This is a genomic window from Candidatus Jettenia sp. AMX1 (assembly GCF_030263775.1).
GTDB lineage: Bacteria > Planctomycetota > Brocadiia > Brocadiales > Brocadiaceae > Jettenia > Jettenia caeni.
In genome coordinates, this window is record NZ_SZPP01000041.1 from 1 (window position 1) to 18,932 (window position 18,932).

Below are 18,932 nucleotides of genomic sequence, written 5' to 3' on the forward strand. Positions count from 1 at the left end.
GAGTTTCTCTATGAGCTGAAAATCTATTGAGGCGACCTGTGCCAGGAGAAGTTCTTTTTCCCCGGATGATATTTCATCCCACCATGTGAAGACGTGCTGTTGCTTTGCCTCAAAGGTGTTTTTGATGTGCTTCTTATAGTTTGGATACTCTTTTTCTAGTATTTTTCTGTTCAATCTTAGTTTGTAAGGTATAAATTCTTTTTGAAAAGACATTCCAGGCCAATTAATCCTGACAGAATAATCATAAAGATAACAATTCCACTAAAATTATGAAAAAATCCTTGTCCTGCCGCTTCACCAAAATAATAGGTTATGATACATAATGTTATTACGCGGATAAGATTCCCACATAATGAAAGAGGAATAATGAAAGAGATCAGCAAGGTTTTTTTGGGTAAACTTGTTTTGCTGAGATATACATAAACCAAAGCCAGTGAGAACATAGTAATAAGAGAACGAAAACCACTACAAGGCTGGCCCATAAACAGCTCATTACTGCCAATGGATAATAAAAGCCCTTCCCTGGTAATGGGATAATCAAAAAGCCTTAAGATTACTTCCGTAGCAATAGTAATTCCGTAACGCATAGGTAAGGTAATGCTATCCACAATGCCGAGAGGAAGAGGAACAATAAGGATAAGATAAAAAATGGGAAAAGATACTATTCTTGTTATACTCAATCCGTAAAGATAGTGAATTAACCCGTATAATACAGGAAGTAATGAAAGTGTTGTAATGAATAGATAATTTTGGCGCTTCCCAAAAATAAACATGAGGATACCTATTAAAAAAATGAAAAGACCAAGAAAATTATTAGCAGGTTTAATCTTTTTAAGATGTTCCCTCAGGCTCGTACGTTTACGCCATACAAGCCAAAAGAATATTGGCAGAATAAAGTAAGCATGGGTATAATCGGAAGCCATCCACTTTGACCGGTACAGCACATATATAACGGTAGTATACAGGGATGCTGTTAGTATCCAAACAAGATAATGAACCATAGAAAACGTATATCCGAATCGGGTATTCAGAGGATTATATAAGCATAAAATTTTGGGTTTTTATTGTTTTGTTTGTAGTGGCAATTTCCATATCGGAGAAGGCAATATAAAATTACCACTACAAACCAGGAGCGGTTTATTAAGATTGCTTATCTAAATTCTTTGAACCTCTCTTAGCCCTCCATCGGCGAAAAACCGCCAGAGTAGCTCCGCCTGCCAGAAGGAGTAAATAACTCAGTGGTTCCGGAGCATTCGGAGGCGCTCCATCGGTAGCACCATGACCTGCAAAAATACTACTACTCAATAGTACACCATGTAATAAAAGTATCGAAAACCATACCATTACATTTTTTTTCATATTTTATTCCTCCAAAATCTTAAATCTGTAAGAGTCTTTCCTGCAAAATCACTGAGCGCTCATACTTATTGCCCACTACACCTGGAGAAACTGTGTACCCACATATAAATAATCAACTTTATCTAAGTACGATGTTGTCTATTTGTATCCTGTGTTTTATCGATAAACCAAACAACTCCCCACTTCCGCTCCTTTCTGAATTAATGTGGAAAACACGTTATAGAACATTCCCGGAAACAGACTGAAAAATATTTTTATACCATTGTTTGCCTGCAAAAATTCGACACATATTCATCCTTCAACTATCAAAAAATATACCATAGATAAAAAATATAGTTTTATTGTATTTCTGACTATGAAAATAGAGGTTTTCCGGGAAGAAAAGTAACAACAAATCATAAAACTAAGGCCCATAACGCTGTAACTGTCACAACAGTGTGTTGTCACACTATTGTGACAGTCACAGTATGTGAAATTAGAAAACATAGCACAGAAAGGCTCATTGTACGAAAGTGTATGTATGTATCATAAAGCAAGCAGTTATTCGTATACCATTAGTATTAGTTAGTATTAGTATCCTGAAGAGGGAAATCAAAAAAGATTGAATATTTATTGGAATATTGACAGGTAAAGGCATGGCTTGTGCGCAATATCGTGGTAGAAACAACTATGATCAGAAATCTCACAGAAATTTACAGAAATAACGAAAGGCAGATACATAATGGAGAATAAAAAAGATAAAATATTCTTATTTAATGAATTTTCAAACCTTGAAGAGGCAGAAAATAAGATAAGTAAATGGATTGAAGAAGATTACAATCAACAGGGTATCTACCCTGCTTTTCAATATAAGGATTATGAGAATAAGGATTACGAAAAGTTTGAAAAAGCCAATTATAAAAGTTTAATTTGATGTATAGGGATTCAATGTTGAGCTTTTGTATGGTATTAAATAGCAAATAGCAGCTTAGGATTTAAACCTAATGAATTTAGCTGCTGTTGGATTTCCTGCTTATAGAGAGGATTCATAACAATAACGTTATCAGGTATATGATTTTTTAACTCTTCCGGTAAGATTATCTTTTGACCGGTTCCTGGTATATAGCATCCTCTCTTCCGGGGATTGATATCAACAACATAGGTAATTTGATCCTTAATATTTAATATATTTAAAAAGCTCACACTTTTGCTTCCTGCGCCCCATATAACCGTACCTTCATTATTTTGCTCAATGTGTTGCAGGGTGTTTTCCCACTCTTCTAATTTTATTTTGCATTTATGAGAAAAATCACGGACGAGGGTTAGCAATTCTGTTATCTTATCCGAATTCCTTGCTAATGACTTTCCAACATCTCTTGCAGGAGTTGCTTCGATGCCTATACATTGATTCCCAAAACTCTCAAATAGCTTAATTGTATCGAATTTTGAGAGATTAAATACCCTCTCAAGCGAAGCTGCTCCGAAGTAAGAACAATGCTCATAAATTATATCCCATACTGAAAGATCTTTGAGAATGAGTAATATATTGGGGACTTCAAAATATAAAATGGGATGATTGCCTTGCCCATTGATAGTTGAACGTAGTGCGGTCAGAAATTCAAAAGGATTTGGAATATGCTCAAATACATGGCGACTACATATTAAATCTCCCTGATAATGAGAATAGTTCGCTGAATAATAATCTCTGATAAAAGTTATTCGATCTGATGATTGTACAGGAGAAAGATTTCCCCGATAGCTTGGATCAAAACCCGTTCCGTAATTTTTTCCTATTTTACAGATGAAAGATAAAAAGTCGCCTTTACCCGAACCGATTTCAATTATTTTTTTGTCATATAATTGGTAATCTTCTACAAGCCTTTTGGCGACGGATTCAGCATAATTCTGATAATATTTTGAAAAATGGAGAGAGTTATCGTACTCTTCAGTATATTCCATCAATGAAGAATCAAAGGCAATGTTGGAAATAAATCCACAATCGCTGCAACATGCCAGCTCTATATCTCCCCTGAGGCAATGAAGGGCTTCTTCTTTACTTCTCCATAAAATACCAACATGAGCCGGAGCATGGGATATTGTATAAAAAGTTGAAAATTGAGATGATAAACAGACAGGACATTGAGTTATCCTTTGTACAGACTGTAGTGACATTGAGAAATAATTCCTTTCATATGATATAGTATTCCAGGGATGAAATTGAACATATCCTCAACAGAGGAAAGACTATCCCGCCAGTCATTGCAAGGGTATTGTCCGAAGCAATCCTTTGCATGTATTTGAAGGTTATATGCATGTCATTAGCTCCAGATTTTCCATGGGGCGTTACCATTTTGCCAAAGATCTTCTAATAATCGCTTATCGCGTAATGTATCCATGCATTGCCAAAAGGATACATGGCGGTATGCCGCCAGTTGTCCATCTCTCTCCAATGATTCCATAGGTTTTCTCTCCCATTGCGTAGTATCGCCATCAATGTAGTTAAGTACTTCAGGTTCCAGGACAAAGAAGCCGCCGTTTATCCATACCTCATTCTTCTCTGGTTTTTCAGAAAATTTTTTCACATAATCTCCCTCTAAATCAAGGTAGCCAAAGCGTGCATTTGGCCGGACGGCAGTTAATGTGGCATACCTCTGATGAGTGTGATGAAACAGTAACAATTTACGCAAATCTACATTAGATACCCCATCTCCATAGGTTAGCATAAACGTTTCATTTCCTATATAAGGGGCAAGTCGCTTGATACGACCGCCTGTAAGTGTTGAAATTCCCGTATCAACCAAATCAATTACCCAATCAGGTTTGCCAATGCCATGAGCTTTTACATCTCCATTTTTCAAATTTACGGTTAAATTACTGTTCAGCGAGCAATAATCCACGATATACTTTTTAATTACTTCGCCTTTATAACCGAGGGCAATGATAAAATGATTAAAACCATAATAAGAGTAATGCATCATAATATGCCAGAGGATTGGTTGACCTCCAATTTCTACCATCGGTTTCGGTTTTATCTCTGTCTCTTCAGCGAGCCGGGTACCTAAACCTCCGGCAAGAATAACGACCTTCATGTTTTTGTTTCCTTAAAAATACAGATACCTGTAAGACTGAGATCGAATGCTCAGTACATTCTGTTATATCTTTTATAGAAAGAGCAGAGGTTTTCTATAATATCTTAATGACTGTTATTTTTACCCACCCCTTAATCCCCTCCCGGGAGGGGACTTTCGCCGATCGGGTCGAGGACTGGCTTTTATTCCCCTCCTGGGAGGGGTTAGGGGTGGGTTTATTCCCCTGGGAGAGACGCAACATCTTGCGTTTCTACCATTGAGATCAGGGGTGTGTTCATTCAGATTCTACCGTGATAAGCTCTGTAGCGAGACCTCTCCTCTGAAGATCGTGCTGTATTTCTTCACAGTAAATCGGATTCATTACAATAGCAATATCCGGTTTATATTCTTGTAAAAAAACAGGGCCTACGATTTTATGTCCTGTCCCTGGCATATACATTCCGTGTTTATATGGATTTATATCTACGACAAACTCAATTTCATCAGTAATATTGAGGGAAGTTAAAAACGTAACACCTTTAGATCCTGATCCCCATATAACAGCGCGTTTCCCGCTTTGTTTTATCTCTTTGAATTTATACCTCCACCTATCCAACCGTTTCCGGTAATTTTGAGAAAAGTATAGCACGTCTTTTGATAGTTCCTCAAAATCATCTTCATCCCTGAAAAGAGTTCCATTCGCTCCGTTGCCGGGTCGAGCCTCTATCATTAAATATTGATCATTATAGTCCCTGGCAAGATTGATAACATCAAAGCCACACATACGGAAGAGACGGGCAAGTGATCCCCGGCTGAAATAGGAGCAGTGCTCATAATAAATATCCCAAAACCCCAGTCCCCGAAGGATAGGAATGACATCGGGGACCTGAAAAAAAACTACGGTATCTTGCTGATTCTCCAATGAACGCCGAACGGTTCGTACGAAATCGGCGGTAAGATGAATATGTTCCAAAGTCATCTTACAACAAATGAAATCACCGTGGTAGCTGGCATATTTCTCCGAGTAGAAATCCCGTATAAAGGTGATCCGGTCTCTCACTTCACTTTGATTCCGTTCACTGATATAACTCGGATCAAATCCAACTCCCCGGTTTTCACCTAATTCGCACAGCATGGTTAAAAATTCACCTTTCCCGCACCCTATTTCGATTATATCTTTATTATGGAGATTGTGCCGGTGTATCAATTGATTTGCCAGGTTCCGGTGAAACGTGTTGAATGTAGGCGAAAACCCCTGAGTCTCCTCATATCTGGACGAATACTCATGCATACGGGGATCAAATACGACGTTAGAAATAAACCCGCAGTTTTGACAAAACCCCAGTGCAATATCTCCTTTAGGATAATTTACCGCTATTTCCCGGCTTGGCATAAGAAGAACACTATGAACAGGAACATTCTTCATCTCGCAAAATATTGATATATCGTGTGCACCACATGTAGAACAAATATAGTCTGCTGACATTGTTCGTTTCCACTCCTTACGTAACGTATAAACGCTTTTTATAAATGCCTGTAGTATAAAAGAAAACTATTATTGTAATATTTAGGAATTTCAAAGCTATACAGGGTGGGCAATGCCCACCCTACCCGGCTACACGTCGCTAAAGTAGCCGAAGGCATAATTTATCAATGAGCTACGAAGCCTTTCGTATCATCCTCGAATGCAGTACCGGTAAAAAATTTCCCGCGGTTGAAAAAAACAATTCAGAAATTTTCCCTGTGATACATCATTAAGCGTAGGCCATTTCTTATCGGGAATGAGCCTTGTCATCTGTGATTTATATTCATGTAACGCAGCCCGCTTTACCTCTAAAATGTCTTCTATATCAACAGAAGACCTGAAGTCTAAGAGTAAACGCACATTTGCAAAAGGAATACTTCTTAACGTCCTGATGGTTTTAAGACGAAAACTCATCGGTACGGTGACCCATGGCCAATGATTCCAGAACCAGATGGGATATTCATATATCATAGTCTCCTTCCTGATCTTTTGAAGCGCTGCTGCCACAATTTTATTCGTTGCCCAATGATCCGGAGGGGTTTCCCGGTAATAAGGAATGAAGACCTTATCGGGTTTATGGTGAAGGAGGATGTCTATCACTTTGTTAATCGCTATCGTCCGGTTTTCCCATAACTTTTTATCATCGAATTCAAGAAAGGTAATATTATCCTGCCCTACTCCCAGCATACGGGTTGCCTCAATCGCTTCTCTTCTCCGTATAGACTTCAATGCGCTCTCTGAAATAAACTGCCGATGCGATTGAGATCCATTAGTCATGAAAACAATATGCACATCTGCCCCTGCCTTCTTTTTCCTGATAATAGTACCACCGCAGCCCAACGTTTCATCGTCAGGATGCGGTGAGAAGACAACGGCGGGGCGTTTCAGCTCATGTTCATCCTGTTCAGTTATAACGCTGTTCATAACATGTCTGTATAAACCGTGTATCAGTGATTTTGAGGATGTTTTATGCATGTTTATCGATATTCTTATATTGGCACAATAATTTTTCAGAAATACGGTCCCAGGAGAAGAGTTCAACCGCCCGTTTACGCGCAGCGCTTCCCATTGATTTTCTCACCTCTTCATTTGCCAGGAGGCGGAGAATGGCTGCGGCTAATGCAGGCGCGTCTCCAGGCTCAACTAATATACCTGTTTTATCTTCTTCTATAACTTCTGTCATACCACCAACCCGTGTTGCAACTACCGGCACCTCTGTAGCCATAGCCTCAACAAGACTCATTCCAAAGCTCTCACTAAACGAAGGATTGACGAGCACATCTGCATTACGATAATTGTTATGTAAATACGCCTGCTGGATATGGCCGGAAAAGGTTACCTTGCTTGCTGTATCTGAACAAAGCATGGCCTTCAATTGTGAGAGATAATTTTTGTCATAAAACCATTTTAAATTGGCCACCTTATTGTTATTGTGCAAATCAACAATAAACGACCGGGGGGTCTGATCATGGGGGCCGACAATCTCCATCCGCACCTGAGGGCACTGTGTTACAAGTATTTGAAACGCCTCTAATAAAGTATGTAATCCTTTTTCCGGTGTTATTCTTCCAACAAACAGCAAGTGTTTCGCATCGTTATTTTTCTTCCCTGAGTCCTTCTCCGGGGCAAAGTGTTCAATATCTACTCCGTTATAAATAGTCTGACAACGGTGGGCGTATTCAGGAAAATGTCTGCGTATCTTTTCTGTGATATATTCACTGCATCCTACAATCAGATCTGCCAGGTCAAGCCTCTGTTTGATCATTGAACGGTCAAGCTCCACAAGCCAATCACAATGCATATGCAGGATAATTTTTACTCCTGGATTGTAAGCCCGTATAACAGGAATAAATTGGGAAAAATTATGGACGTGGACAATATCACATTTCTGTTTTCTGATATCCCTTGCCACTTTTATAATATACCCTAAATAATAGGCGCGGGAGGCAAAAAGAGGACGTTTAACCGTATAGAATTGTGAAAAACGTTTTAAATACCTGAGAAACCTATTTTCAAAAGATGTTGAAATGCGCCGATAGTATACCCCCCCTTCGAGTTCTTTTTTTTTCTGTAATTTACTGCTGTTCGCATAGACGACGACATCACACGCCTTACTCAAACGGCGTGCGACTTCGGTAATCCAAATTGATATAGAGCCACCTTTAACAGGTGGACATTGATTCCACGGTTGACTGACAAAGGCAATTTTCATCTTTTCTCCTTTGTTTCCTCCTTATTTTTATACGAACATCCCTGAAATACCCTGGATCTTTTCACCATCAGCTTGCAAGCTTAACCGGAGGTGTAGGGTATTCCGATTCCCGATAATTTCCCAATTTCCAATAATCTTCAGGTTTACCATAGTGCTTGAGAAATGCAATTGCATCCGGAGCTACCATATCAATTACCCACTGCAGGGTGTCTTTATCCCATGCCGGGCGTTTATTTATCTGCCGTTGAAAGATTCGCTTCATCGGGTGCTTCATACTTTTGGGCAGCAATTTTACTGCCGATCGCAGTTGAGGAAGTTGTTTCATGGTGCGAATCATTTGTGTATCAGCGAGATTGCCGGATACATTACGCGGCTTCTCAGCGTTCGATGATTGAAAGGTTGGGTCAACACCAAGAAACCGGAAACACTGTTCGAGCACCTTATTTGGACTAGCTTTGAAATCCTCAAAGAATAAGACGAGGATGCGGTCGTCTGAGAAATATTCGCGGTAGGCGCTGATCTGGTGAGAATAGAGACTCGTATCAATATAGTAGGGAAATTGCCGGAGCGCATCACAAAACCGTAGATTAGGATTAACTCCGGAAAGGATTGTATGGGTCCAATGAGATTCAATCCGTTCCAGGGGATGACGGACTATATAAATAAGTTTTGCATCCGGTATATCATGGGCTATACGAATAGCGGTCTGCGGGAAAACAAGCCGCTTGGTGTATGACGCAGTACCCTCTCCGATGGCAATCTTATGAAGAGCAGAAGAAAACAACGATTCATACCATTTCCAACCCCGCTTGTAGACAGTATCTTTACAAAAAAATTCCGGTTCTTTCGGTTTACAAATAAAGACCTCCGGATGATCTCCTAATAACTCACAAAGACTGGTAGTTGCACTTTTCATAGCACCAATAACAAGGAAATTCGGTTTCATACTGAGTCTCCTGTATTCTCCATAAGAATACCACTTATGGAATTGTGTGAAGGTATACTAGTTATTTATTGCACTCTTATAAGCCCATAACCAAATTTGATTTTATTATAAATACCCTTCTGTTGCAGCAGATTGTTATAAGCCCTCTTTATGTAATTTATTTCATTGTTTTGAAGGAACTTTACTAAATAGAGACTCAAAAAAAATACCACGATTAATAGAATCCTGAAAAGTACATCAAAGAGCATATTTGACATTTGAAACGCCCAGGAACATCCTGTAATTACGATAAAAACAGAACATATTTTTAAAAACCTTGCCTTCTCAAACGGAATGTAATACAACCTCTGGCTTATAGAGTACGTTGCAATGGTAATTACTAAATTAGAGGTAAACGATACAAAACCTGCCCCTATCATTCCGAATTTCGGGATAAAGATAACATTCAAGATAATGTTTAAAGTTGCTCCGAAAGACATGATATACAAAAAATAATGGGTTTTTTTTGTTATATTTATCCCTAAAGAAAACATATAGAACATACCATACGTAATATTTGCGCATACCAAAGGTAACACGACGATATAGGCGCCCCAAAATTGCTTGCCGGCCATTAATTTAATGACAAGAGGAGTTAAAACAACCAGCCCCATGCTTATCGAACATAAAATAAACAGGAAATATGTTGTAATTATTTTGAAAGTTTGTTTCGCATGCTCCGTAGTTGCAATCTGAAAACAATATGCACCCCACGACATCATAAAGGGGCCAATAATTAATAACGTTACGATATTGGAAAACCTGCTTCCGATTGAATAGAGTCCAAGTTCATGTGTTGTAGCAAACTTCTGAAGTAAGAATTTATCTGAAAAATGCATTATCCATGAGAAAATTCCTACAGGAATTAAGGGAAGACCGAATTTTAATAAATGTTTCAATTTTAAAAATGAAAAGGTGTGAAAGAGAACATTTTTCGTTGAAACAAGATTTATGATAACTACAACAAGGGCGCTTATAGCATTTCCCAGTAAAATTCCTTTGACTCCTGTTTTTACTACTACAACAAAGTATACATTCAGCGCAGCCTGTAAGAAAAAACCTATTAACGATACCGTAATGAACTTCATCGGCTGCATTCTGACTCTATACAACATAAAAGGAATTACCGACATTATTTGAAATAAGCTGGTGAATGCGATTATCTTTATAAAAGACGTCAGATGCGGGTCACTCTGGTCAAATAAAAGCTTACTAAATTGCTCTGAGAATATATGGAGAAGGCCGCATATGATCATACTTGAAAATATCAGGTAATATTGAGACGTTCTTATTAACTCAGATCTTTTCAATTCTGAATTTTGTATTTCAGTCCTTGAAGCTCCATAAAACCGGGAAAAAGCCGTCCCCATTCCCTGAGAGCCTATGATAAATAAGATATTGAGAGTAACCATTAATAATTCAAGCCGACCATAATCTGTAGGAGTAAGATACCTCGTATAAACGGGTAATAACAAAAAAACTACCATACGTTTTAAGGCATCTCCCACTCCATAAATAATAGAGTCCTTACCTAATCGTTTTATGTGATTTTTCATTACCTGATAGTTATCAATTGCTAGTATTGTACGCTAAGTTTATTAGCGAATAGTTACCTCGTTAAATATTTCCGTACAGGAATTTCAATTCCGTTAATCCCCCCTGACCCCCCTTTAAAAAAGGGGGAAATGGGTAAGTGATTTAGAAAAGAGGGGAACGATGGATTTCCTCATTTTCTAAAGGAAGACTTCCTTTTTTTCACTTTTTCTAAAACATTCACCATCATCTTTGAAGAAACGGGATTACCCAAAAGCTGCTGTGCCGACTGGCTCTTCAATGGGTAAAAAAAAGGCTTTTCTTGTTATTTGCGATTTCCACACTTCCCAGGGAGCCTCACCACGCGCATAAATATCATCAAGCCGTTGTTTATCTTTAAAGGTATCCATACAAGCCCAAAACCCCTCATATTTATAGGCAAGAAGCTCTTCTTCTTGTATTAATCTATGGAAAGGCTTATGGTTTAAATCTTCACCTTCTTTTATATAGTTGAAAATTTCCCTTCTAAAAATGAAATATCCTCCGTTAATCCAAATACCAGATCGGGCGATTTCCTGTATTTCACTCACCATGCTGTCGTTTCTCATTGAGATAACATGGAAGCTTTGCGTGGGTTTTATACAGAGAAGGCTCCCTATTGTTTTGTGGCGAAAAAAATTATCTATCAACTTAGGAAGTTCCAAATCCGTTAAACCGTCACTATAGTTAGCTAAAAATACCTCTTCTCCTGCCAGGTATTTCTCTACCGCCTTTAGTCGCTGGCCAACATTTGATTCTAATCCGGTATCTGCAAAAGTAATTCTCCAGTCTTTAATATCATCGTTGTTTAATAATTGTAGTTTTTTACCGCCTTCTGATAAGACAAAATCATTAGAGACACATTCATTATAGTTCAGGAAGTAATTCTTTATCACATCTGCCTTATAACCGAGACACAGGATAAAATCTTTATGCCCGTAGTAAGCATAATACTTCATTACATGCCATATTATGGGCCGGTATCCAACATTCACGAGAGGCTTGGGAATAGTTTCCGAATAATCTCTCAGTCTCGTTCCTAAACCGCCACAAAATAAGACCACCTTCATTTGTGTTTCTCCTTTCGTATTCCATGTAGATACTAAATAACGTGTTTAATTTTTCTCGTGAAAGCTACGGACAAGTTTTTACTTCTGAACCAATACCCCATGAGAGATCTGCCCCCTTATACAATAGTGGGATAAGGTATTGGAATGATAAATTTTCCACCCCGGCGCCGGTATTCATCTTGTTGTTTTAAAATCTCTTCTGAAAAATTCCATGCAAGGAGCAAGACATAATCCGGCATTTCTTCCAGAAGCTTCGATGGTGAAAAAATAGGCAAATGATTGCCGCCCATATAACGGCCGTGTTTAAAGGTGTTCATGTCCACCACGTAATCTACAACGTTTTTATCAATGCCACAATAGCTCATTAAGGTTGTTGCCTTAGCTGCAGCTCCGTAGGCGGCAATCCTCTTCCTTTTTTGTCTCAACTCCCCTAACAGACCAAATAAGGAATTTTTTATTTCCATTACCCGGTCGGCAAAATGGATATAATACGACAGGCGATCAACCCCTCTTTTTTCCTCTTCTTTCAGGAATGAATAAAGCGATTCACCAGGAGATTCATTCGGTTCAATAAAGAGCCGCAATGACCCGCCATGGAGAGAAACATGTTGTATCTCATTCAGATAAAGAGCATGTCTTTTAAACACATTGTATAATGCCGTCACTGAAAAGTAGCAGAGATGCTGATGATAAATCGTGTCGAATTCACAATGGTCTATCAAATCAACGACATAAGGCACTTCGATAACCGCTATACCAGTATCTGCCAGGAGAACCCGGATACCTTCCACAAAGCCATTCAGATCAGGCACATGAGCTAAGACGTTATTAGCGAGAAAGACGTCGGCCACTAACCCTTCCTCTTCCCGAAGCTGACGGGCAAGATCCAGGTTAAAAAAAGTACACAGCGTTTGAATACCTGCTTCTTTTGCTGCCTCAGACGGTCCTTTCGCCGGGTCTATTCCCATAACGGGAATCCCCTTTTCTGCAAAATTTTTCAGCATATAGCCATCATTACTTGCAGCTTCAACAACAAGGCTGTTCGGGTTTAAATTTCTTGATTGGATGAGCGCCAGGGCGCTTTCCCGAAAGTGTTGAAGCAGCGATCCCGATATAGAGGAAAAATAAGGATAATCTTTACCAAAAAGGATCTCCGGAGATATCGACTTTGTAATCTGCACGAGCGTACAATTCGGGCAAAAGACCAGATCAAGAGAAGCGGTAAGCTCCTCTTGCCCCAGTTGTTCTCCGGTTAACAACGCATCTGCCATCGGTGTTTGGCCGAGAGATAAAATTGATTGAAGATCAATATGTCCACAAGATCGGCATGTTAATGCTAAGTCATTCATAGTGCGTAATTAATCTCCATTTCTGTTTTCGTTTCTGCCCGTTTGGCATTTCTCCAGCGCAGGGTTTCATCCAACCGGCCGTTGCCTAACAATTTTTTAATGTGAGCAATGCGTTTATATCTTGGCCCCTCAAAATCTTCCAGGGTTAATCCTATTCTTTTATAAGCGGTATAGAGTTGTTCTGCGCCCAGACGGGCATTCCATTTCGGTTTAAATGCAGGCAGCGTTTGCATCAGCTTACTGAAATCAACCCGATAGCACCGTTTATCTGGTCCTGCATCCTCGGCAAAATCAATGTGACATCCCGGTACAATATCTTCAACGATCTTAGCCAGGTCGCGAATCTGATAATTCTCTTCTGTAACACCAACGTTGAACGCCTGATTATGTACAATATCCCGTGGCGCATTAAGTATCGCTATAAATGCGCGTGATATATCTTCTATATGGACAATAGGACGCCAGGGAGTACCGTCACTTTTTATATGGACACGGCCGGTAGTAAAAGCCCATGCTACCAGGTTGTTGAGCACAAGATCAAAACGCAGGCGGGGTGATAACCCGTAGGCTGTTGCATTGCGGAGAAACGTCGGACTAAAATTTGTATCGGCCAGCTTTGCCACTTCTTGTTCAACCAGTACTTTTGAAAAACCGTAGGGGGTGACGGGATTAAAATCTGCATCCTCTTTCACCATTTTTTCACCTGCAACACCATAGGTACTGCACGATGATGAGAAGAGAAATCGGGTAATTCCTGCTTCTTTTGCTAATTTGGCTATATGCACCGAGGCGAGATGATTAATCTCGTACGTTAACGTCGGATTTAAATCCCCCAGCGGATCATTAGAAAGACCGGCAAGATGAAATACAGCATCAAACCCTTCAAGATCTGATAGCTCAACATCCCGTATATCCTTTTTTATTTCCGATATCTCGTGAATTCCATCTCCAAACGTGCATTCCTCGTAGAGATCGCTATCCAATCCCACTACCTCATGACCTTCTGCCTGTAACATAGGCACCACGATAACGCCTATATAACCCTTATGCCCTGTGACTAATATGCGCATATTATTCCTCCCAAATTTTCCATGGCGCATTACCACCCTGCCAGAGACTTTCCAATAATCTCTTGTCACGCAGGGTATCCATACATTGCCAGAAAGATGTATGGCGGTATGCTATCAATTGACCATCTTTTGCCAGTGTCTCCATCGGTTTTCTCTCCCACTGGCTATCATCGCCGTCGATGTAATTAAATATTTCCGGTTCGAGAACGAAAAACGCCCCGTTAATCCACCCCTCGCTCGTTTGGGGTTTTTCAGAAAACTCAACTACCTCGTCACCCTGCAGGGAAAGGTGCCCAAAACGCGCGGCAGGCCGAACGGCAGTTAATGTGGCATATTTACCATGAGAACGATGGAATTGTAATAATTCATGTAAATTTACATCAGAAACACCATCCCCCCATGTCATCATAAATGTCTCATTTCCTAAAAACGGAGCAAGGCGCTTAATGCGTCCTCCGGTAAGTGTCGTAACCCCGGTATCCACTAAATCGACTATCCATTCTGTTTTAACATTATTATGGATTCTTACATTGCCATCTTTTAAATTGACGGTCAGATTGCTGTTCAATGAACAATAATCCACAATATACTTTTTAATTACCTCGCCCTTATATCCAAGGGCAACCACAAAATGGTTGAATCCATACCATGAATAGTGCATCATAATATGCCAGAGAATCGGACGGCCACCGATCTCTACCATCGGCTTTGGCTTTATTTCTGTTTCTTCAACAAGACGGGTGCCTACCCCTCCTGCAAGGATTGCTACTTTCATATTCCTCCTTTCCTACAAATATCGGGAAATCCATATACGTAATGAAACAGGTAAAAATTTTAATTCTGCAGGGCAAGGCTAAAGCCCATATGCATCAAGCTAACATGTGGAAACGGTGGAGAATAACAAACCACCCGTAATCCCCCCTTACTCCTCCGTAGGGGCGGGTTTGAAACCCGCCCCTGCAAAAGGGGGAAATCCCTTGTTCCCTCTTTTCTAAACTTATCCTTCTTTCCCCCTTTTTAAAGGTGGGTTAGGGGGAACATGGACACACCTTGCTCTTTTTCCCGTACACGGTCAATAGAATTCATGATAATACGATTTGCATCGGTTCAACTGCATGGGGCTGTGTCATTGCGAGGGTATTGTCCGAAGCAATCCCCTGGACATTCCAAAAGAGATTGCTTCGGGAAAATACCCCTTGCAATGACACATACGAGAGAGTCTATTATGATAAATTAAGTTGACAGTGTACTAAGGGGATACCTCCTTTTTTATGGAACACTGTTCTTCTATTCTTAGCTTGATGCTTAGGAAATTCAAATAAAGAGTTCCTCCCCCTTGATGGGGGAGGTTAGGTGGGGGTGAAGGAAAAGGACAACCACCCTCCCCTGACCCCTCCCATCAAGGGAGGGGAAAAAGTCGCCGAATGCCTAACTTAATGCATTTGAGAATAAACTTTTCAGAAGATCGAATACTAAAAAATCCGGTATCGACAGAGAAGTTGTTTCGTTGCTGCCATTAATTCACTTGCATAGAGCTTGTACCAATGAAGTGTTTTTATCATAAGAAATCCGAATAAAAATATTTTTTCCCGCATCCTTATCTGCGCCCGCTTAACAGAGAGAAAATTTTCAAACCTGCGTCTGCACCACGGAAGAACAATCTTACCTTTCATTTTAGGATCGAAGAATTCCAGTTGCCGGTCGGTACTCCTGTCGTAACTCGAGGCGCCGGGATGCGATCTTCTAAAGAATATCTTCTCCGGAATCTCAAAAAACTTTCCATACAGGCACAGTTCTGCCATTAAGCAACTATCAGATGAAATATAATTCCCTATAAGAGGAGTTTTTTCCAAAACGCTGGATCTCATCAATCCAAAAACCGCATTGCACATCCTGATTGAATGAATAAGCTTAATAAAACGTTCCCTTGGCTTTTCATCCTGTAAATTCAGACCATCATGGTAATCTTTTATAATGGCCCCGTATTCATTGATAATTTTGGTCTTGGAATAGCAAACAACTACCTGAGGATACCGGTCTAATATATCAACACATAAATGAAGAAATTTTGGCGCACAGAGATCGTCGGCAGCAGCCCATTTAAAGTATTTACCAACGGATAATTCAAAAACACGGTTATAATTCCAGGCAGCGCCCAGGTTCTTCTCATTTCTGTAATAGCGTATACGATGATCCTTAGCCATGTAAGCCTGGCAAATTTGTTCTGTGCGGTCAGTAGATGCATTATCAGATATTATTAATTCAAAATCCTGAAAGGTCTGGGCTAAAATGGAATCCAATGTCTCTTCGAGAAATTTATCACCGTTATACACGGGCATTCCAATACTCACCTGAGGCGTATTCTTAATCATAACATCTTTAAAAAGTATTCTACCTTTGGTCTGTATCATTGATATAAGATCAACATCAAAAAATATACCATGAAAAGAAAAAAAATAGTTTAAAGCGTTTTGACAAGAAACAAAATACTGTACAGGGGGAAAAAGCGAGATAGATTATCGAAGCACCAACAGTACAGATGTGACATGTCACACGACTGTGCAGGCACACACCTGTGACATGTCGCAGTACGTGATACAGGATATTTTATGAAAAAACATCAGGTAAAAAATAGGGTTGGAAGCTGATAGTTGAGGCAAACCCAGTGCAATGCCCCATGTGCATCAAGTTGTCGTTTAGTCAAGGGTAGCACTGACAAACTGGTTTGCTCGTGTTGTGTTTAACTTGTCATTGCGAGGGTTATTGTCCGAAGCAATCTCTTGAATAGTTTGGAAAAGATTGCTTCGGGAAAAAACCCCTCGCAATGACAAATACGAGAGAGTCTATTATGATAAATTAAGTTGATAGTGCACTAGTTTTTCGTGAACTGGCAGACTACTAATGCCTTTAATAATTCTGCAGAACTGATTGGAAAGCCAAGCTCCTGGAGGCCGGTTTTATAATAATCCCAGAATTCTTTTCTCTTCCCTCTCCGAAGAAAGATGTTTTTTATAAAAAACCTATAATATCTTTTTGTCCACTCCCTGAGGACTTTTTTATATTCTTGTTCGTCTAAATAAAGAGGACCGTATTTTTTTAGTATAATGAGTTCTCCGAGGAAAAATGTGTTCAGTTTCCTGGCAAATGTTGTCCCTGTTTTATTGTGCCTTCTTGTAAAGGAAAGGACTTGATATACAAAACCAAAATCGGAATTCCGGAGAACATCGAAGCAGGCTTCTTTATCAGCATGAAAATTTCTTTCATTGTAAAAAGACTGATGACTTCTGATACAATCAGACCGTAATAAGAGAGTCGTTGGTGAACCGAAAATATATTTTCCGCCAAGCATAACAGAGCGGCAGGCCTCACGGCCTGGTATAACCGTACCGGTATAGGGAAATCCATCACTGTTTACCTTGACGCCGTCGAGGCGGTAAGACCCTACAATACCAACAGACGGGTACTTTTCAGCCACTTCTACCATCTTTGTCAGACATTCCGGATACAACCAATCATCAGCATGCACTACCTTACAATATCTGCTTTCCTGAGATACCAGGCGAAACGCACGATTATGATTCTGAATGACAGGTAAAAAACGGTCATTCGTATGGATACTGATCCGTGTATCCTTCTTTGCATACGCTTTTGCAATTTCTCCGGTACGGTCGGTACTACAATTGTTTACAATACTATATTTCCAGTTCCGGTACGTTTGTGCCAATACACTTTCTATACATTCCGCCAAATATCTTTCACCATTATACACAGGTGTCACGATACTGACTAAAGGCTGTGAAGTTAAATTCATACATTAACTCCCCAAGAGTGAGTAAAAACCTTTCCTCATGAAATTTCTCGCTTGTTGAATATTGGTAATTTCAATAATTGAATATTCATATCGATACCATCTCTCATTTTAATAATCCGGGCAGGCACTCCAACAGCAATAGCATTATCCGGGATATCGTGATTGACTACTGCGCCTGCCCCAATAACAGCGCCATTCCCAATTCGTACACCATCCAACACGATTACACCAAAACCCAGCCAGACATTATCCGCAATAACGATACCGCCTTTCGTCTCTATGGGTTGTTTCATGATAAGCTCACCAGGAGTAACTCCATGATTATAGGGATAAAAGGCACATTTTGGAGCTATCTGTACATTACACCCGATCTCTATCGTACCCTTGTATGCAGAAAACTGGCAATGAGGTTGAATATGGGTATTATCGCCTATGATAAAACTACCGCCGCCGCCAACTTCAATAATACTATCGTTATAAATACTAACGTTCTTACCAATAGTTACACCCCCCCCACTTTTATTTTTATATATGATAACCCGGTCACCGATAAAAATATTATTACCCAGTTTCAGATTGTCACAATAGACTGACGCACTTGGTGAGATGTATCCATTTTTATTAAACTTAGCAAGATAGCGGCGGCCTTTATACGGAGGGGAAAACCAGGCAGCAAGAATAGTGGCAATCCGGCCCATGGTGCTCAATCCGGCATAGCGCATCCAAAAACGAACCCAATACTGTTTAAAGAGTTTGAATAGTATCGTAATGGTTCACCCTTCAACGAGGACTTCGGCGACTTTTGAGTATCAGTAATTAGTGTTATTGTTAGTTCGAAATTTCCAAATGGTAAAATAGTCCGTTCGGCGAATTTTTTATAACACCGGCGTAGGGGTGAACCTTGTGTTCGACCAAACGGAAAATACATACAA

At 39.8% G+C, this 18,932-nt stretch carries 17 protein-coding genes and 1 pseudogene; 1 reads left to right on the forward strand and 17 read right to left on the reverse strand.

Annotation, left to right across the window (positions count from 1 at the left end; all coding sequences use genetic code 11):
* The 3 genes and pseudogenes from FBQ94_RS12555 to FBQ94_RS12565 all read right to left on the reverse strand — a co-directional run.
* Positions 1-213, reverse strand: a pseudogene (locus tag FBQ94_RS12555) (UTP--glucose-1-phosphate uridylyltransferase); the annotation flags it as partial.
* Positions 177-1,001, reverse strand: a complete 825-nt coding sequence (gene xrt / locus FBQ94_RS12560; RefSeq protein ID WP_007222381.1) for an exosortase — start codon at positions 999-1,001, stop codon at positions 177-179. The gene xrt and the pseudogene FBQ94_RS12555, both read right to left, overlap by 37 nt.
* A gap of 139 nt (positions 1,002-1,140) precedes the next feature.
* Complete coding sequence (locus FBQ94_RS12565) at positions 1,141-1,359, reverse strand: PEP-CTERM sorting domain-containing protein (protein ID WP_007222382.1); 219 nt, start codon at positions 1,357-1,359, stop codon at positions 1,141-1,143.
* Between the two features lie 721 nt (positions 1,360-2,080).
* Between FBQ94_RS12565 and FBQ94_RS12570 the strand changes: the two genes are divergently transcribed.
* Positions 2,081-2,272 (forward strand): hypothetical protein, encoded by a 192-nt coding sequence (locus FBQ94_RS12570; RefSeq protein WP_007222383.1) that lies wholly within the window; start codon positions 2,081-2,083, stop codon positions 2,270-2,272.
* A gap of 35 nt (positions 2,273-2,307) precedes the next feature.
* Here the strand turns inward: FBQ94_RS12570 and FBQ94_RS12575 are convergent, their stop codons facing one another.
* The 14 genes from FBQ94_RS12575 to FBQ94_RS12640 all read right to left on the reverse strand — a co-directional run bounded on the left by FBQ94_RS12575 (position 2,308) and on the right by FBQ94_RS12640 (position 18,722).
* Positions 2,308-3,510 carry a class I SAM-dependent methyltransferase gene (locus FBQ94_RS12575; RefSeq protein ID WP_007222384.1) on the reverse strand — a complete coding sequence of 401 codons (1,203 nt, stop codon included), beginning with the start codon at positions 3,508-3,510 and terminating at the stop codon, positions 2,308-2,310.
* 146 nt (positions 3,511-3,656) lie between these two features.
* On the reverse strand, positions 3,657-4,427 hold the full coding sequence (gene rfbF / locus FBQ94_RS12580; RefSeq protein ID WP_007222385.1) for a glucose-1-phosphate cytidylyltransferase: 771 nt from the start codon (positions 4,425-4,427) through the stop codon (positions 3,657-3,659).
* Between the two features lie 274 nt (positions 4,428-4,701).
* Positions 4,702-5,892 carry a class I SAM-dependent methyltransferase gene (locus tag FBQ94_RS12585; RefSeq protein WP_007222386.1) on the reverse strand — a complete coding sequence of 397 codons (1,191 nt, stop codon included), beginning with the start codon at positions 5,890-5,892 and terminating at the stop codon, positions 4,702-4,704.
* 189 nt (positions 5,893-6,081) lie between these two features.
* Positions 6,082-6,906, reverse strand: coding sequence for a PIG-L deacetylase family protein (locus tag FBQ94_RS12590; RefSeq protein ID WP_007222387.1), 825 nt, complete (start codon positions 6,904-6,906; stop codon positions 6,082-6,084).
* On the reverse strand, positions 6,899-8,143 hold the full coding sequence (locus tag FBQ94_RS12595; protein WP_007222388.1) for a glycosyltransferase family 4 protein: 1,245 nt from the start codon (positions 8,141-8,143) through the stop codon (positions 6,899-6,901). The genes FBQ94_RS12590 and FBQ94_RS12595 overlap by 8 nt, the downstream gene beginning before the upstream one ends.
* A gap of 67 nt (positions 8,144-8,210) precedes the next feature.
* On the reverse strand, positions 8,211-9,089 hold the full coding sequence (locus tag FBQ94_RS12600; RefSeq protein ID WP_007222389.1) for a sulfotransferase family protein: 879 nt from the start codon (positions 9,087-9,089) through the stop codon (positions 8,211-8,213).
* A 65-nt stretch (positions 9,090-9,154) separates the two neighbouring features.
* Positions 9,155-10,684, reverse strand: coding sequence for a lipopolysaccharide biosynthesis protein (locus tag FBQ94_RS12605; RefSeq protein WP_007222390.1), 1,530 nt, complete (start codon positions 10,682-10,684; stop codon positions 9,155-9,157).
* A gap of 243 nt (positions 10,685-10,927) precedes the next feature.
* Positions 10,928-11,770, reverse strand: coding sequence for a glucose-1-phosphate cytidylyltransferase (locus FBQ94_RS12610; RefSeq protein ID WP_007222391.1), 843 nt, complete (start codon positions 11,768-11,770; stop codon positions 10,928-10,930).
* A 116-nt stretch (positions 11,771-11,886) separates the two neighbouring features.
* Positions 11,887-13,119, reverse strand: coding sequence for a class I SAM-dependent methyltransferase (locus FBQ94_RS12615; RefSeq protein WP_007222392.1), 1,233 nt, complete (start codon positions 13,117-13,119; stop codon positions 11,887-11,889).
* Positions 13,116-14,189 (reverse strand): NAD-dependent epimerase/dehydratase family protein, encoded by a 1,074-nt coding sequence (locus FBQ94_RS12620; protein WP_007222393.1) that lies wholly within the window; start codon positions 14,187-14,189, stop codon positions 13,116-13,118. The genes FBQ94_RS12615 and FBQ94_RS12620 overlap by 4 nt, the downstream gene beginning before the upstream one ends.
* Position 14,190: 1 nt before the next feature.
* On the reverse strand, positions 14,191-14,964 hold the full coding sequence (rfbF, locus tag FBQ94_RS12625; RefSeq protein ID WP_007222394.1) for a glucose-1-phosphate cytidylyltransferase: 774 nt from the start codon (positions 14,962-14,964) through the stop codon (positions 14,191-14,193).
* Between the two features lie 697 nt (positions 14,965-15,661).
* Complete coding sequence (locus FBQ94_RS12630) at positions 15,662-16,561, reverse strand: glycosyltransferase family 2 protein (RefSeq protein WP_040544302.1); 900 nt, start codon at positions 16,559-16,561, stop codon at positions 15,662-15,664.
* A gap of 500 nt (positions 16,562-17,061) precedes the next feature.
* On the reverse strand, positions 17,062-18,000 hold the full coding sequence (locus FBQ94_RS12635; protein ID WP_007222396.1) for a glycosyltransferase family 2 protein: 939 nt from the start codon (positions 17,998-18,000) through the stop codon (positions 17,062-17,064).
* A 35-nt stretch (positions 18,001-18,035) separates the two neighbouring features.
* Positions 18,036-18,722 (reverse strand): acyltransferase, encoded by a 687-nt coding sequence (locus tag FBQ94_RS12640; RefSeq protein WP_051006192.1) that lies wholly within the window; start codon positions 18,720-18,722, stop codon positions 18,036-18,038.
* Positions 18,723-18,932 lie beyond the last annotated feature (210 nt).